This window comes from Ruegeria sp. CL7, assembly GCF_056536445.1.
This window is the reverse complement of sequence record NZ_JBQFPQ010000001.1, coordinates 173,313-188,355: the sequence shown is the minus strand read 5'-3', so window position 1 is coordinate 188,355 and position 15,043 is coordinate 173,313. Positions and strand designations below refer to the sequence as shown.

Sequence of the window (15,043 nt, the reverse complement as noted above, 5' to 3'; positions counted from 1 at the left end):
AAATGTCCAGAACTCCCTTGCCTCCCTTCACATTGGAAACTGCCACTCAAAAAGTGCGCACGGCGGAAAATGCCTGGAACAGCCGCGATCCCGACCGCGTGACGCCCGCCTATACGGATGACAGTCAATGGCGGAATCGGGCTGAATTCCTGTCCGGCCATGCCGACATCCACGCCTTTCTGACCCGCAAATGGCGGAAGGAACTGGATTATCGCCTGATCAAAGAACTGTGGGTCTTTGCCGGAAATCGCATTGCCGTACGCTATGCCTATGAATGGCGCGACGACAGCGGTCAGTGGTTCAGATCCTATGGCAATGAAAACTGGGAGTTCGCCGATGACGGGCGCATGTCACATCGCCATGCCTCGCTCAACGATCTTCCGATAGCCGAAGATGACAGGCTGTTCCATTGGCCCTTGGGCGAACGCCCTCATGACCACCCCGGGTTGTCCGAACTGGGTCTTTGAAAGGATTTTCCAATGCCCCGCGCTTTTTCCGAACTGACCTTCACACCCGCAGTCCGCGCCCATCAAGAAAGGATGGGATCTGCCAGAACCTATGCCAAGTTCATTGCAGGTGGCCCGCGGCAAGGCCATCTGATCGGAGACCCCGAGAAAGAGTTCATTCAGGCGCGGGACGGGTTCTATCAATCCACCGTGTCCGAGACCGGCTGGCCCTATGTGCAGTATCGGGGCGGGCCGACAGGGTTTCTGAAGGTGCTTGGCCCTCAGACCATCGGATATGCGGATTTTTCCGGCAATAAACAGTATATCTCGCGCGGGAATCTGGACGGCAATGATCGTATTGCAATGATCCTGATGGATTACGCCAACCGACGCCGTCTCAAGATCCTTGGGCGTGTCGTGTTCACGGAAGGCGAAACAGCGGCCGCCACCCTTTACCCGGAAGAGGCCGAGGCACCGGCCGAACGGGCCGTGGTCATCCGCGTCGAGGCGTTGGACTGGAACTGCCCAAGCCACATCACGCCGCGCTTCACCGAAGCAGAGTTGCGCCCTCATCTGAACAGGCTGGGGCAGCAGTTGGCAGAGTTGCAGGCGGAAAACCAAAGGCTGAAACAGCAATTGGCAAAGTCAGGTTGACGTTTCAGCCCTCACAAAATTTACGGATATCAAGAGAAGGGAGTGTCGCAATGGTTCGCTCGGTCTTTCACCTCTCGGCGGCTTGCCTTGCCGGTACTGCTCTGATCATTCTGATCATCATGTTCGGTTTTTTCGCTTCACCCAGTGCGGTACGAACATCGCCGCCATCGGTATTCAGCAAGATTTTGTTCGAACACTTGCAGCAAGAATGATGACCGCGCGTCACCGCGACAGGTGTCCAACAAGCGCGCTTGTCGATTCCAACAAAAGCTATCAAGTCGAACCCAGGGGGCGCATGCGCTGTCAGGCTGAAAATCCTGGTCGAAAAAGGTCGGCACAGTTCCGGGTCTGCTCTCACCACCAATAATGGTGAGAGCATGTAAAGCCAAATCAGGCCGTGCTGCGCTTTTTCCGACGCCCCATCACAAACAAACCGCTGATGCCGCCAAGAAGCAGCCAGCCAGCAGCGGGCAGCGGCACGGGGGCAATCGTGTATTCCCCATACAGCGTTGCGACGTTTTGCATGTTTTCCGTTGTGCTGAAGCCGTTAGAAATGGTGCTGCCGCCGTCCTGAGAGAAACCGAGGACCGAGAACACATAATTTTGCCCACGAAAATTAAAGCTTTGAGAGCCCAAATTGTTGGCAATGGTCACGATGTCATCACAAGGGGTGGAATCCGCCGGACAGTTCGCTGGGCGATTCAATGTCTCGTTGTGCGTCAGGGCAAACGAAGAGGACACCAGAGGGCCACCGCTTATCAATATATCGACAAGAAGGTCGACCGAGCTCAGTGTTGTTCCAGTGATCGGGAAATTCAGATGCGAGAACTGACCCAGAGCAAATGCCGTTCCAGGCAACAGACCTGAAATTGGCGTGCCAGTTGGCGTGAAATCGTAACCACTTGAGCTGCTGCCACTTCCCCACCGAAGAGAAATCGTAGAACCAGAGGTGCTTTCAGTAACGCCGGAACTTGGATTTACGTTTTGCCAAGAGGGCGAGATGCTGGAAATGGTCAGCGCCGACGCACCGCTTGCAGCCATCACACCTGCAACAGCGATCGCAGCTATGTTTCGTATCAAAGTCATGTGCCCACCTTACGTATGAATACTCGTTACAAACCACTCTGGGAAAGAGCAGCACAACAGGATCATATTCCTAGCTCAAGCGCCACATTGACGCCACGTTTTCACCTCAATCAAGGCGAATGACGCCCCAAAGAGCGTCGAAAAGGTCACAATCATCTGGTAGGCGCCAATTGTCCAACTTTTGGAAACAGATACTTCGGATACAAGGCGCCAACTGAACGATTGAACACGCAACCGGGCGCCGCGTGGTGGTTCATCAATGGTCGGATCGTACCATTGCTTCGATACCGGCGGCGCAAAAGTCCACCAGACGCTCCATGCCTGATACGTCACCGCCCTGCGACAGGGCTTTGACCCGCCATCCGCTGTTGAGATGGGCCAGCATCGCCGAGACCGAATAAACCTGGCCACTTGCCAAAACCGCAGGATCGACATCCGGGTAAAGCGTGGCGATCTCGGTTATGAACAGCTGGGCGGTAGGGTCGAAACATTCCGCTGCGATATCGCGCCACCTGGGGTCAACCGATACGTGGGCCACCAACCGCCCATATGCCATCCATCCGGGCCCACCCGTTTCTGCCAGGTCCACATAGGGTCGGATAAAGCTGTCCAGAATGCTGTGAAGCGTCAGCGGAGCGACGGCCTTGGCCCTGTTCAACGCGTCGATCCGAAGCTGCGCCAGCGCGTCCGCGCGCCGCGCCACGGTTTTGTAAAACAATTCCTCCTTGCCACCACCATGATGGTGCACAAGACCAATCTGAACCCCTGCCAAGGCCGCGATATCCCGGATCGACGCACCCTCGAATCCCCGTTCGGCAAAGACGGTTTCAGCCGCATCCATGATCCGCGCCTTGGTTTCAAGCGATCGCCTGGACGGGGCTCTTTGCCTTGGTTTTTCGATGTTTTTTGGACTCATGAATTTCATCTTGCCTTATTTTGGTCGTTCGTTCAAGTTAAGCGTCACGAACTTCGGGAGGGTTCATGACACAGACGCGCAACGCATTCGCCCTGATCGGGGCGGGGCCGATGGGTTTGGCCGCAGCCAAGGTGCTGAAGGAACAGGGCATCGCCTTTCAGGGGTTCGAATTGCATTCGGATGTGGGCGGTCTGTGGGATATCGATGCCCCCAGATCAACCATGTATGAATCGGCGCATCTGATCTCTTCAAAACGCATGACCGAATTCGAGGATTTCCCGATGGATGAGGCGGTGGCCGAGTACCCCTCGCACCGGGCGATGCGCGACTATTTCCGGTCCTTTGCCGATCGTTTCGGCCTGCGTGAAAGCTACAGGTTCAATGCAGAAGTCACCCGGATCACTCCGCTAGGCAAATCCGGTGATGGTTGGCGTGTTGGCTGGCGGGACGCCCAAGGTGAACATCAGGCCGAATTCGCAGGGGTTCTGATTGCAAACGGCACCTTGTCGGAACCGAATATGCCCAGCTTTCCCGGCACGTTTGACGGCGAGTTGATTCATGCCTCGCAATATCGGTACCCCAGTCAGTTCGACGGCAAGCGTGTGTTGGTCGTGGGCGCGGGCAATTCCGGCTGTGACATTGCGGTTGACGCAATCCATCACGCAGAACGCTGCGATCTGTCGATGCGGCGCGGCTATTACTTCGTGCCGAAATACGTTTTCGGCAGACCGGCCGACACGATGGGCGGCAAGATCCGCCTGCCGATGTGGCTGAAGCGCAAGGTGGACAGCCTCATCCTCAGTTGGTTTGTCGGTGATCCGCAGAAATACGGCTTTCCCAAGCCCGATTATCAGCTTTACGAAAGCCACCCGGTGGTGAATTCGCTTGTCCTGTATCACGCGGGCCATGGCGACCTGCGCATTCGCCCCGATATCAACCGCCTGGAAGGCAAAACCGTGCATTTCAAGGACGGCACGCGCGCAGACTATGACATGATTCTCGCCGCGACCGGATACAAGCTGCACTATCCGTTCATCGACCAGGGCCTGCTGAACTGGCAGGGCGATGCTCCACATCTGTACCTGAACGCGATGCACCCCGAACGGGACGATCTTTTTGTGCTGGGCATGGTCGAGGCCACGGGTCTGGGCTGGCAAGGCAGGCACGAGCAGGCCGAAATGGTGGCGCGCTATATCAAAGGTCTTCAAAAGGGCTGCCCGGTGGCGGCCGATCTGAAATCCAAAAAACAAAAAGACTATACGCGCGCCACCGGAGGCATGAGCTATATCGATCTGCCGCGAATGGCTTACTACGTGGACAAGGCCACCTACAGAAAGGCTGTCACCGGATGGATCGAACGGCTGCGGAAAGCCGCCGTATGAGTGGTATCGACGAAATTACGCTGAATTTCAGCCCGGCCTCTCTGACGCTGTTGAATGCGATACTGGCGATCGTGATGTTCTCGATTGCGATCGATCTGACACCAAGGGATTTTGATCGCCTCAGGCGCGCGCCGAAGCCAGTGATCGTCGGGCTGGTATCCCAATTCCTGGTCCTGCCGGCGCTGACTTTTGCGCTTGTGTGGGTGATGGCCCCTCGACCGTCTATTGCGCTTGGGCTGATCCTTGTCGCAGCCTGTCCGGGGGGCAATATCTCGAACTTCATTACGCACCGCGCCGGTGGCAATGCGGCGCTGTCGGTGTCGATGACCGCCTTTGCCACCATCGGCGCGATTTTCATGACGCCCTTCAACATTGCGCTTTGGGGCGGGTTGTATCCGCCAACACGCGCGATCCTGCAACAGACCCAGATTGACCCGGTGCAAATCGCAATCCTTGTCGGGTTGATGTTGATCCTGCCTCTGGTCCTGGGCATCGCTCTGAACCAGCGCCGCCCGGCCCTGACCGCACGGTTGCGTGCGCCGCTGCAATACCTGTCGATGGGTATTTTTTCGGCTTTCATCTTACTTGCCCTGGGCGCGAACTGGGGGTTCTTCCTCAGCTTTGCCGGGGCTGTTGCCGGGCTTGTGATCCTTCACAACGCCCTGGCGCTGGGGGGCGGTTGGGTTGTGGCCACTCTGACCCGGCTGTCCCCTTTCGATCGCCGCGCCATCACCATCGAAACCGGCATTCAGAATTCCGGCCTTGGGCTGGTGCTGATCTTTGCCTTTTTTCACGGGCTGGGCGGCATGGCCGTGGTGGCCGCGTTCTGGGGCATCTGGCACGCGATCTCGGGGATTGCCCTGGCGTCGTTCATGGCCCGAACCGAGGCCGCGCGATGAGCCGTATCCTGATCACGGGCGCCGCCGGTATGGTCGGGCAGGCACTGTTGCCCGAACTCAAGGGGCACGATGTTTTTGCAACGGATATCAAACGCCCCGACAGCATGCCGGAAAACGTCCACTATCTGCCCTTGGATGTGACGACCGACGCGCCCGCGCGCGTGATCTCCAACGTGAAGCCTGATGTCATAGTGCATCTGGCCTCCATCGTGACGCCTCCGCCAAAAATGGAACGGGCGGCGGCATATGCGGTTGATGTCGAGGGCACCCGCAAGGTGGTGAACGCGGCCCTTGCCAACGGAGTGCGAAGATTGGTGGTCACATCCTCGGGTGCAGCCTACGGCTATCACCCGGACAACCCCGTGCCCCTGCGCGAGAATGATCCGTTGCGCGGCAACCCCGAGTTTCCGTATTCCGATCACAAAAGGCAGGTCGAAGAGATGCTGGCCGAGGTTCGCAGTGCCGCCCCCGATCTGGAACAGGTCGTGCTGCGCGTGGGCACGGTTCTGGGGGCCGGGTCCGAAAACCAGATCACCGCCCTGTTTGGCAAACCCAGCCTGCTGGCCGTCGTCGGCAGCGAAAGCCCGTTTGTGTTCATTTGGACGCATGATCTGGCACGCATCCTGAAGCGCGCGGCAACCGACGGGCCGGTTGGCGTTTACAACGTCGCCGGGGACGGCGCGATGGGCGTGACCGATCTGGCGCGTGCGATGGGGAAACCGGTTCTGCGCCTGCCCGCTTGGGCGCTGAAATCGGCTTTGGCCGCTGCACGTCCGCTGGGTCTGTCCCGCTATGGGCCGGAACAGGTGCGATTTCTGCAATATCGACCGGTATTGGACAACACCGCCCTGAAATCCGACTTCGGTTACACTCCGAAAAAAACCAGCGCCCAGGTATTCTCGCTCTGGCAAAAGCAAGCGGGGCTATGAAGACGGCTGTCATATCCGGCGGGGCGGGCGGTTTGGGGCGGGCCCTCAGCCATGCTCTGCAAAGTCGCGGGTGGCGGGTGGTGCTGCTGGATCGCGATGTTTCAGGTCTGGACACCGGGCCGAACCAGTTGCCTGTTGGCTGCGATCTAACGGATCCCGACCAGCTTGCCAGGGCAACTCAAAAGGTGATCGCGACCAGTGACAGTATCGATCTGGTCATCTACAACGCCGGCGTCACGCAAATCAGGGGCTTTGAAAAGTCCGACGCGGCCAGCCACCGAACTCTGTTTGACATCAACTATTTTGCGGCCGTTGAAATGGCCCGCGCCTTCTTGCACCCGGTTCGGGCGTCAAAGGGGACACATCTGGCCATCTCATCGGTGGCCGGGTTTGCACCGCTTTACCATCGGACGGCCTATGCTGCCTCGAAACACGCGCTGGAGGGGTTCTTCAAATCGCTGCGCTCGGAAGAAGCCCCTCATGGCGTTGACGTTCTGATCGCTGCGCCCTCCTTTGTGGCCACCAACCCCGGCAACGCACAAGAGCAGGCGGATGGCACAGCGCGCCCCGGATCGGCGAAGGACGGGATGGACGAAATGAGCCCCGAGGCCGCCGCTGAGACGATCCTGCGCGGGCTGGACAAATCGCAGCCCATGATCCCGGTTGGCCGCGTGGCGCGCCTGTCCTGGTGGCTCAACCGTCTGTCACCGCGCCTCTATCAGCGCATGATGGAACGAAACATGCGCGGCTCGGGGCACTAAAAAAAGCTGCCCCAGGCCCTTGACCTTTCCGTCACTGGAACCCCCATCTGGTGGGTAAGGAAACTTCATGGGCGAGTCGCATGGCGCAAAAATCACTGACAGAGCTGAAAATCACGGGCATGGGATGCGCATCCTGCTTGGGACGCGTTGAAGAGGCGCTGCGTGATGTGCCCGGGGTTGAAACGGCCTCGGTCAACTTTGCAACCAAGTCCGCACAGGTGGCTTTTGACGGGCCAGCTTCGGCGCTGACCAAGGCATTGGACGCGGCAGGGTATCCGGCCGAGACCAGCCGGGCGGATCTGAGCATTGAAAGTATGAACTGCGCCTCGTGCGTGGCCAAGATCGAGCGCGCGCTGACGGCCAGCCCCGGTGTGATCGAAGCGCAGGTCAATCTGGCGACACAAACTGCCGCGGTGACCTACGCCGCGGGGGCAACATCGCCACAGGCGCTGGCACAGGTGGTCACCGACACCGGTTACCCGGCGCGGCCTCAAGCCGTTTCGACACCCGAAGATCGCGCAGACACTGAAACAGCAGGGCTGACCCGGGCCACTCTGCTGGCGGCCGCTCTTGCCCTGCCCGTGTTCATTCTTGAGATGGGCGGGCACATGATCCCCGCCTTCCACCATTGGGTACACGCCACCATCGGCACGCAGACCAGCCAGTTGATTCAGTTCGCCCTGACAACGGCCCTGCTGCTGGGGCCCGGTCGCGTGTTTTATCGCAAGGGCATCCCGTCGTTGCTGAGGGGCACGCCGGATATGAACGCGCTGGTCGCACTGGGAACCGGGGCGGCCTATCTGTATTCGGTGGTGGCCACATTCGCCCCCGGCGCGTTACCGATGGGAACTGCCAACGTCTATTACGAGGCGGCGGCTGTGATTGTCGTTCTGATCCTTCTGGGCCGTCTGATGGAGGCGCGCGCCAAGGGCAAAACCGGGGCTGCGATCCGTAAACTGGCGGGCCTTCAGCCCAAAAGCGCGCGGGTCGAAATCGATGGCCGGATAGAAGACCGCCCTATCGCCGAGATTGCGGTGGGCGACATCCTGCACATCCGCCCGGGCGAACGCGTGCCGGTGGATGCCGAAGTGCTCGAGGGCACCTCTTACGTCGATGAAAGCATGATCACGGGCGAGCCGATACCCGTTGGAAAATCAGCCGGCGCGGCTGTTGTCGGCGGCACCGTGAATGGCACTGGCGCCTTGCGGGTTCGGGCGACGCGCGTGGGGGGCGACACGGTGCTGGCCCAGGTCATTCGCATGGTGCAGCAGGCGCAGGGGGCCAAACTGCCGATCCAGGGTCTGGTCGATCGGATTACATATCGCTTTGTCCCGGCGGTCATCCTGGTCGCCGTGATCACCGTCGCAGCCTGGCTGATCTTCGGCCCAAGCCCCGCCCTGCCGCTGGCGCTTGTCGCCGGGGTTTCCGTGCTGATCATAGCCTGCCCCTGCGCCATGGGTCTGGCCACTCCGACCTCGATCATGGTCGGCACCGGGCGCGCGGCCGAACTGGGGGTGTTGTTCCGCAAGGGCGATGCCTTGCAACAGCTTCAGCAGGCACGCGTCATCGCGCTGGACAAGACCGGGACCCTGACACTGGGCCGCCCGGAACTGGACAATGTTCTGACGGCGAACGGGTTTGACAGGGATGAGGTTGTGCGGCTGGCCGCCGCCCTCGAGGCGCGGTCGGAACACCCGATAGCTTCGGCGATCACCCGGGCCGGGCCTGCGACGCTGCCACAGGCGACGGACGTCCTGTCGCTTACCGGGCTTGGCATGCAGGGGCTGGTTGAAGGCCGGAACGTGTTGATCGGGTCGCACCGTCTTATGCAACAACGCGGGATCGACCTTGGTCCCCTGGCAAGCGAGGCAGAGGCCCGCGCCGCCGAAGGGGCAACACCATTGTTCGTCGCATTGGATGGGCAGGCCGCAGCCACGTTGTCTGTGTCCGACCCGGTCAAACCCGGCACCGAAGAGGCGCTGGAGCGTCTCCACCAAATGGGTCTGACCGTGGCCATGGTCACCGGAGACAACGCGCGCACTGCGCAAGCCTTGGCTGATCGGCTGGGGATCGATCACGTCACCTCCGAAGTGCTGCCCGACGGCAAGGTGGATGCGATCACCGCCTTGCGGGACCAGTTCGGAACGCTGGCTTTCGTCGGCGACGGCATAAACGACGCCCCGGCGCTGGCAACGGCTGACATCGGCATCGCCATCGGGACGGGCACCGATGTGGCCATCGAAACGGCTGATGTCGTTCTGATGTCCGGCGATCTGCGCGGGGTTGCAAATGCAACCGAGATCAGCCGTAGAACGATGCGAAACATTCGCCAGAACCTGGGATGGGCATTCGGTTACAATGTCCTGCTGATCCCGGTCGCCGCTGGTGCGCTGTACCCGTTCGGAGGCCATCTGTTGTCTCCGGCGCTGGCCGCGGGCGCGATGGCGCTTTCGAGTGTCTTTGTCGTCTCGAACGCGCTGCGTCTGCGTCGCGTTCAAGCCAGCGTGCCGGAAACCCCGATCCCGCCCGCCAAGGAGGTGCACGCATGAATATCGGAGATGTGTCCACCCGCACCGGCCTGCCTGCAAAGACGATCCGGTACTATGAAGACATCGACCTGATCAAACCGCTGCGCGACGACAACGGCTATCGCCGATTTCGCGATCAGGATGTGCACAAGCTGAACTTTCTGGGCCGTGCCCGGGCTTTGGGATTCACCATCGGGGATTGCCGGACATTGCTGGCGCTTTACGAGGATGAAACCCGCGCCAGCGCAGATGTGAAACAGGTCGCGCGGGACCATCTGGCGCAGATCGAAGCCAAGATCGCCGACCTGAACGCGATGCGCGAAACGCTGAGCCACCTGATCGACGCCTGCGCCGGGGATGACAGGCCGGATTGCCCGATCCTGCAGGATCTGGGCGGGAAGGGCTGACTTGGGGTTGCCCTTTGGGCGCAGCTTTGCTTTGTCTTCGCCAAACATTTCGGCCAGGCACGCACCGCTGAAGCCGACCGAACAGCGGAGAGGATCACAAAATGGCAAAAGTCGCGTTCCTTGGCCTGGGCGTCATGGGCTATCCCATGGCTGGGCATCTTCAGGCCGCAGGCCATGACGTCACTGTCTACAACCGCACGGCTGCCAAGGCCGAAGCCTGGGTAAAGCAGCATGGCGGATCGATGGCAGCCACCCCGAAAGACGCGGCTGAAGGCGCCGAGTTTGTGATGGCCTGCGTCGGCAATGACGACGATCTGCGCATGGTTTGCACGGGCGAGGACGGCGCATTTCACGGCATGTCCAGCGGGGCTGTTTTCGTCGACCACACCACGGTTTCTGCAAAGGTCACGCGGGAATTGTACGCTGCCGGCCAATCACAGGGTATCGGCTTTGTGGACGCGCCGATCTCGGGCGGCCAGGCAGGCGCCGAAAACGGTGTTCTGTCAATCATGTGCGGCGGAGATCAGGCGGCTTATGATGCGGCTGAACCGGTGATGCAGGTCTATGCGAAGATCTGCCGCCGCATCGGGGACAGCGGCGCGGGCCAGATGACCAAGATGTGCAACCAGATCGCCATCGCAGGGTTGGTTCAGGGCCTGAGCGAAGCGTTGCACTTCGCCGAGAAGGCCGGGCTGGACGGAAGGGCCGTGGTCGAGGTGATCAGCCAGGGCGCCGCTGGCAGCTGGCAGATGGCAAACCGGTATGAGACCATGCTGGATGATCAGTTCGAACATGGCTTTGCCGTCGACTGGATGCGCAAAGATTTGGGTATCTGTCTGGATACCGCCAATGAAACCGGTGCGTCCCTGCCTGTTACCGCTCTGGTCGATCAGTTTTACAAGGATGTTCAGAAACTGGGCGGTGGCCGCTGGGACACCTCGTCGTTGATCAAGCGCCTGCGGGCCCTGGGGTAACGCGGAGGGGCTGTCTGCCCCCATCGCGCCAAGGCGCGATTCCCCCCGAGGATATTTTTGGCCAGATGAAGAGGGCTCCGGCGCGATCGGAGCGGAGACGGGAATGGACGATTTAAGTGCTTTTTGGACGGCCGCGCTGCGGCAGCTCTGGGGGCTGGACGCCCGCTTGACGCGGTTGGATGGTGAATATGATCTGAACTTTCTGGTGCACGCCACCAATGGTCAGGATTATGTGCTTAAGGCCATGCGGGCCGGATGCGATGCGGATCTGGTTGATCTGCAAATCAAGGCGCTGGCGCATATCGCTTCTGAGGCACCGGGGTTGCCGTTTCCCAAGGTGTTCCCTGATTTGACCGGAGCAATGCTGCCCGAGATTGCCGATTCTGAAGGACAGCGCAGGCTGGTTTGGCTGTTGGAGTGCCTGCCGGGCCAATGTTACGCGAAGGCCGCCCCAAAATCCGAAGAGCTGATCCTGAAACTGGGCCGCGTATTGGGGGCAACCGACCGGGCCCTGGATGGGTTTGAGCATGAAGGGTTGCACCGGATCGGTTTCAAATGGGACCTGATGCAGGCGGGCTGGATTGCTGACAAGTTAAACGCGATCTCTGACCCCGCGCGGCAGGCACTGCTGACGGAAATCTGTGAGGGGTTCGCTGCAATCGCGGATGTCCTTGCGGACCTGCCGAAACAGGCCATCCACAATGACGCCAATGACTACAACATTCTGGTCGAAGGGGAACTGGGCGAGCGGCGGCGGATCTCGGGCCTGATTGATCTGGGCGACATGTGCGCCGCGCCGCGCATCTGCGATCTGGCGATTGCCGGCGCGTATGTCGTGCTGGATCACCCCAAGCCGGAATGGGCACTGGCTGCGTTGGTAAAGGGCTATCACGCGGCCAACCGGCTGCGGGCGGATGAGGTTGACCTGATCTGGCCGTTGCTGAGGATGCGGCTTGCCGTATCGGTCGTCAACTCGACCCTGATGGCGGCCGAGAATCCGAATGATCCCTATGTGACGATCTCTCAGGCGCCTGCTTGGCGGTTTCTTGAGAACACGTCAGTCAATGGCGGGCTGATGTCGGCGCGGTTGCGGGCGGCTTGCGGCTTGCCCGTGGTTGATGGGGCTGAACGCATCCACGCCTATCTTCAGGAACACCGGGGGCATTTTACCGACATGTTCGGCCAGGACCTGGGCGATGTGCCCATGGGCTCGCTTTCGGTCGAAAACTGCGTCTGGCCCCGGAACCCGTTCCACATGCCTTTGGCCGAGGCCGCGCGCGTTGGCGAGGAATACGGGCAGGACCTGTGGCTGGGTTACTATAACGAGCCCCGCCTGATCTATGCCGAGCCGGGGTTCCGCAAGGGCCCGTGGAAAGCCTCGGACAGGCGGACGGTTCATCTGGCCGTGGATGTGTTTGCGCCTGCCGGGACGGTTCTGCATGCACCGATGAGCGGGCGGATCGAAGTGGTCGAAAACCGCGACCAGCACCTTGACTACGGCGGGGTGATCATCCTGCATCACGAAACGCCCGAAGGCGACCCGTTCTATACGCTCTATGGCCATCTGGATCCGGAATGCTGTGACCGGCTGAAACCCGGCGACCCGGTGGCACAGGGCGCCGCGTTTGCGCGGTTGGGCGATGCCGACCAGAATGGCGGATGGGCCCCGCATGTGCATTTCCAGCTGGCACTGACCACCGATGGCATGGAAGCGGACTGGCCCGGTGTCGGAGACCCGGACGAACTGGAGCTGTGGCACGCGGTCTGCCCGAACCCGGCGGCGTTGCTGAACCTGCCGGATGACAAGGTGTTCTATCACCCAACTGACAAAGCGGAAATCCTGCACAAACGGCGGGCGCATTTCGGGGGCAACCTATCCCTGACCTATGACGATCCAGTCATGCTGGTGCGCGGCTGGAAGCATCACCTGTTCGACGAATGGGGACGCCCCTATCTGGACGCCTACAACAACGTGCCGCATGTGGGGCACGCGCATCCACGCATTCAGGCCGTGGCGGCGGATCAGCTGAAGCGGATGAATTCGAACACCCGTTATCTGCATCCGGCACAGGTGGAATTTGCCGACAAGATTCTGTCGAAGATGCCGGATCACCTACAGGTCTGCTTTTTCGTCAACTCGGGCACCGAGGCAAACGAACTTGCCCTGCGGCTGGCCCGCGCCCATACCGGCGCAAAGGGGATCGTGACGCCGGATCACGGCTATCACGGGAACACGAACGCTGCAGTGGCGATCTCGGCCTACAAATTCAACAAACCGGGCGGCATCGGGAAAGCCGACTGGGTTGAACTGGTCGAGGTTGCCGATGACTATCGCGGGTCATTCAGGCGGGACGATGCGGACCGGGCACAGAAATTTGCTGATCTTGTCGATCCGGCGATTGCCGCCCTTCGCAACAGGAGACAGGGCGTGGCCGGGTTCATCGCGGAAACCTTCCCGTCGGTCGGCGGTCAGATCATTCCGCCCAAGGGCTATCTGCCTGCGGTTTACGAAAAAATACGTGCTGCGGGGGGTGTTTGCATCGCCGATGAGGTGCAGACAGGTCTGGGACGGTTGGGTGAGTATTACTTTGGCTTCGAACACCAGGGCGCGGTTCCGGATATCGTAGTGATGGGCAAGCCAATCGGAAACGGGCACCCACTGGGCGTGCTGGTGACAACCCGCGAGATCGCGGACAGCTTCAACAACGGGATCGAGTTCTTTTCGACCTTTGGCGGCTCGACCCTGTCCTGCCGGATCGGCAAAGAGGTGCTGGATATCGTCGATGACGAGGGGTTGCAGGACAATGCCCGCCGGATGGGGGATCGTCTGATGGCGGGACTGCGCCAGATCGAAGCCGACTTTGGTTGCGTTGGCGACGTGCGGGGTATGGGGTTGTTTCTCGGCGTGGAGCTGATCAACTCCGATGGAAGCGAAGGCACCGAGATTTGCAGCTATGTCAAAAACCGGATGCGCGATCATCGCATCCTGATCGGCAGCGAAGGGCCCAAAGACAACATCCTGAAAATCCGTCCGCCCCTGACCATCGAGGCCGAGGATGTTGACATGATCCTCTGGGCGCTGCGGGATGTGTTGTCCGAGGTGGGCGACTTTACCCCTGCCCCTGTTTGCGATCATGACCATCACCATGCCGGATGCGGGTGCTGCTGAACGAAAAAACCCCGGCGCAGCGCCGGGGTTCAACCGTTCCACACTCAGGGTCAGTGGAGCACGGCCGAGGGGGTCTGGTGGCCGGTGGTCGGCATTTTGAAACCTGCGGTCATACGTCTGAGAGTCAGCCCCAGTTCTTCCGACAGAGATGCCAGCGCGGGGGCAAAATCTGGACGTACGATCAAAGACGCCAGCATCATCGCATCTTCACGCGCCCCTTCGGACGCTGCCGCGATCATCTGTGCAAAGCAATTCTCGTCCGCGCCAAGGCATGCACATCCAAGACCATGCCGGATCAGCGGGCGGCGGCCATGGGTAGCACATAGCGAGCATAAACGATCCAAAGTCAGCATTGCCGCACGCCCGCAATCCGCGCCCAGCGCGACTTGGAAATCGCTGGCAGCGTCGGCACGACCGCCCTCGCCTTCGCTCCACATCCGCAGATACATAACGGCGCCCGCTTCGATGGGATCGAGATCGGCAAGGCGGCCAACCGCTGCACCGCCGCGCTTGAAAGGCGCGCTCATTTCGTCAGGATCAGTTTGCCTGCACGGGTGATGCGCAGGGTATAGAGTTGATCGCCAAGTTCTATATGGGCCAGGTTGCCGCCCTTGGTCAGATCCTCGGCCTTGTGCGCGGGAAGCATCGAGACAGCGTAACCTTGGGTTGGGGTCGGGTTCTGTACGTTCATCGGGACATCTCCAGAGCGTTTCGGCATGGTGCCATATCTATCGCGTTTCACTTGATTTGGCTGACCCCGAAAGGGTTGGCTTTCTGTTCCTGCCGCTTAATCTGATTATTTTAGTAAGGATTGTCAAGCATGGTTTTGAAACAGGCGATTGCCCCTCGGTACAGGGCGGGTTAGGTCTTGGGTCGGGTGATGAAGGGCAAG

At 60.3% G+C, this 15,043-nt stretch carries 14 protein-coding genes; 10 read left to right on the top strand and 4 right to left on the bottom strand.

Annotated elements, in window-relative coordinates; all coding sequences use genetic code 11:
* Window positions 1-2 precede the first annotated feature (2 nt).
* Together ACR0LI_RS00955 and ACR0LI_RS00950 are read left to right on the top strand one after the other, a co-directional pair.
* Window positions 3-467, top strand: coding sequence for a nuclear transport factor 2 family protein (locus tag ACR0LI_RS00955; protein ID WP_171634244.1), 465 nt, complete (start codon window positions 3-5; stop codon window positions 465-467).
* Window positions 468-479: 12 nt separating this feature from the next.
* The gene (locus ACR0LI_RS00950) at window positions 480-1,100 is read left to right on the top strand and encodes a pyridoxamine 5'-phosphate oxidase family protein (protein ID WP_171634247.1); all 621 of its coding nucleotides are present in this window, start codon (window positions 480-482) and stop codon (window positions 1,098-1,100) included.
* 390 nt (window positions 1,101-1,490) lie between these two features.
* On the opposite strand, the gene ACR0LI_RS00945 is transcribed toward ACR0LI_RS00950, so the two are convergent.
* Together ACR0LI_RS00945 and ACR0LI_RS00940 are read right to left on the bottom strand one after the other, a co-directional pair.
* On the bottom strand, window positions 1,491-2,186 hold the full coding sequence (locus ACR0LI_RS00945; RefSeq protein WP_209832326.1) for a THxN family PEP-CTERM protein: 696 nt from the start codon (window positions 2,184-2,186) through the stop codon (window positions 1,491-1,493).
* Between the two features lie 256 nt (window positions 2,187-2,442).
* The gene (locus ACR0LI_RS00940) at window positions 2,443-3,102 is read right to left on the bottom strand and encodes a TetR/AcrR family transcriptional regulator (RefSeq protein ID WP_171722789.1); all 660 of its coding nucleotides are present in this window, start codon (window positions 3,100-3,102) and stop codon (window positions 2,443-2,445) included.
* A gap of 65 nt (window positions 3,103-3,167) precedes the next feature.
* Here ACR0LI_RS00940 and ACR0LI_RS00935 point away from each other — a divergent pair, with 65 nt between their 5' ends.
* The 8 genes from ACR0LI_RS00935 to ACR0LI_RS00900 all read left to right on the top strand — a co-directional run bounded on the left by ACR0LI_RS00935 (window position 3,168) and on the right by ACR0LI_RS00900 (window position 14,151).
* Complete coding sequence (locus ACR0LI_RS00935) at window positions 3,168-4,484, top strand: flavin-containing monooxygenase (RefSeq protein ID WP_171722788.1); 1,317 nt, start codon at window positions 3,168-3,170, stop codon at window positions 4,482-4,484.
* Window positions 4,481-5,383 carry a bile acid:sodium symporter family protein gene (locus ACR0LI_RS00930; RefSeq protein WP_480717854.1) on the top strand — a complete coding sequence of 301 codons (903 nt, stop codon included), beginning with the start codon at window positions 4,481-4,483 and terminating at the stop codon, window positions 5,381-5,383. Before ACR0LI_RS00935 ends, ACR0LI_RS00930 begins: the two co-directional genes overlap by 4 nt.
* A complete protein-coding gene (locus ACR0LI_RS00925) occupies window positions 5,380-6,312 on the top strand; it encodes an SDR family oxidoreductase (RefSeq protein ID WP_480717853.1) in 933 nt (310 codons plus the stop codon). The genes ACR0LI_RS00930 and ACR0LI_RS00925 overlap by 4 nt, the downstream gene beginning before the upstream one ends.
* Window positions 6,309-7,073, top strand: coding sequence for an SDR family NAD(P)-dependent oxidoreductase (locus ACR0LI_RS00920; protein WP_171634261.1), 765 nt, complete (start codon window positions 6,309-6,311; stop codon window positions 7,071-7,073). The genes ACR0LI_RS00925 and ACR0LI_RS00920 overlap by 4 nt, the downstream gene beginning before the upstream one ends.
* A gap of 80 nt (window positions 7,074-7,153) precedes the next feature.
* On the top strand, window positions 7,154-9,622 hold the full coding sequence (locus ACR0LI_RS00915) for a heavy metal translocating P-type ATPase (protein WP_480717852.1): 2,469 nt from the start codon (window positions 7,154-7,156) through the stop codon (window positions 9,620-9,622).
* Window positions 9,619-10,008 carry a Cu(I)-responsive transcriptional regulator gene (gene cueR, locus ACR0LI_RS00910; RefSeq protein ID WP_171634268.1) on the top strand — a complete coding sequence of 130 codons (390 nt, stop codon included), beginning with the start codon at window positions 9,619-9,621 and terminating at the stop codon, window positions 10,006-10,008. Before ACR0LI_RS00915 ends, cueR begins: the two co-directional genes overlap by 4 nt.
* A 101-nt stretch (window positions 10,009-10,109) precedes the next feature.
* On the top strand, window positions 10,110-10,982 hold the full coding sequence (locus tag ACR0LI_RS00905) for an NAD(P)-dependent oxidoreductase (RefSeq protein ID WP_480717851.1): 873 nt from the start codon (window positions 10,110-10,112) through the stop codon (window positions 10,980-10,982).
* A 103-nt stretch (window positions 10,983-11,085) separates the two neighbouring features.
* The gene (locus tag ACR0LI_RS00900) at window positions 11,086-14,151 is read left to right on the top strand and encodes an aminotransferase class III-fold pyridoxal phosphate-dependent enzyme (protein WP_480717850.1); all 3,066 of its coding nucleotides are present in this window, start codon (window positions 11,086-11,088) and stop codon (window positions 14,149-14,151) included.
* A gap of 50 nt (window positions 14,152-14,201) precedes the next feature.
* Here ACR0LI_RS00900 and ACR0LI_RS00895 read toward each other — a convergent pair whose 3' ends face one another.
* Both ACR0LI_RS00895 and hemP read right to left on the bottom strand, forming a co-directional pair.
* Window positions 14,202-14,678 (bottom strand): hypothetical protein, encoded by a 477-nt coding sequence (locus ACR0LI_RS00895; protein ID WP_171228953.1) that lies wholly within the window; start codon window positions 14,676-14,678, stop codon window positions 14,202-14,204.
* Window positions 14,675-14,842 (bottom strand): hemin uptake protein HemP, encoded by a 168-nt coding sequence (hemP, locus tag ACR0LI_RS00890; protein WP_083445319.1) that lies wholly within the window; start codon window positions 14,840-14,842, stop codon window positions 14,675-14,677. The genes ACR0LI_RS00895 and hemP overlap by 4 nt, the downstream gene beginning before the upstream one ends.
* Between the last annotated feature and the right edge of the window lie 201 nt (window positions 14,843-15,043).

What these genes read in the sequence shown, in the direction of transcription:
- ACR0LI_RS00930 (WP_480717854.1), top strand. Translation starts at nt 4,481, where the DNA reads ATGAGTGGTATCGACGAAATTACGCTGAATTTCAGCCCGGCCTCTCTG.
- ACR0LI_RS00925 (WP_480717853.1), top strand. Translation starts at nt 5,380, where the DNA reads ATGAGCCGTATCCTGATCACGGGCGCCGCCGGTATGGTCGGGCAGGCA.
- ACR0LI_RS00950 (WP_171634247.1), top strand. Translation starts at nt 480, where the DNA reads ATGCCCCGCGCTTTTTCCGAACTGACCTTCACACCCGCAGTCCGCGCC.
- ACR0LI_RS00920 (WP_171634261.1), top strand. Translation starts at nt 6,309, where the DNA reads ATGAAGACGGCTGTCATATCCGGCGGGGCGGGCGGTTTGGGGCGGGCC.
- ACR0LI_RS00895 (WP_171228953.1), bottom strand. Translation starts at nt 14,678, where the DNA reads ATGAGCGCGCCTTTCAAGCGCGGCGGTGCAGCGGTTGGCCGCCTTGCC.
- ACR0LI_RS00935 (WP_171722788.1), top strand. Translation starts at nt 3,168, where the DNA reads ATGACACAGACGCGCAACGCATTCGCCCTGATCGGGGCGGGGCCGATG.
- hemP (WP_083445319.1), bottom strand. Translation starts at nt 14,842, where the DNA reads ATGAACGTACAGAACCCGACCCCAACCCAAGGTTACGCTGTCTCGATG.
- ACR0LI_RS00945 (WP_209832326.1), bottom strand. Translation starts at nt 2,186, where the DNA reads ATGACTTTGATACGAAACATAGCTGCGATCGCTGTTGCAGGTGTGATG.
- cueR (WP_171634268.1), top strand. Translation starts at nt 9,619, where the DNA reads ATGAATATCGGAGATGTGTCCACCCGCACCGGCCTGCCTGCAAAGACG.
- ACR0LI_RS00955 (WP_171634244.1), top strand. Translation starts at nt 3, where the DNA reads ATGTCCAGAACTCCCTTGCCTCCCTTCACATTGGAAACTGCCACTCAA.
- ACR0LI_RS00905 (WP_480717851.1), top strand. Translation starts at nt 10,110, where the DNA reads ATGGCAAAAGTCGCGTTCCTTGGCCTGGGCGTCATGGGCTATCCCATG.
- ACR0LI_RS00915 (WP_480717852.1), top strand. Translation starts at nt 7,154, where the DNA reads ATGGCGCAAAAATCACTGACAGAGCTGAAAATCACGGGCATGGGATGC.
- ACR0LI_RS00940 (WP_171722789.1), bottom strand. Translation starts at nt 3,102, where the DNA reads ATGAGTCCAAAAAACATCGAAAAACCAAGGCAAAGAGCCCCGTCCAGG.
- ACR0LI_RS00900 (WP_480717850.1), top strand. Translation starts at nt 11,086, where the DNA reads ATGGACGATTTAAGTGCTTTTTGGACGGCCGCGCTGCGGCAGCTCTGG.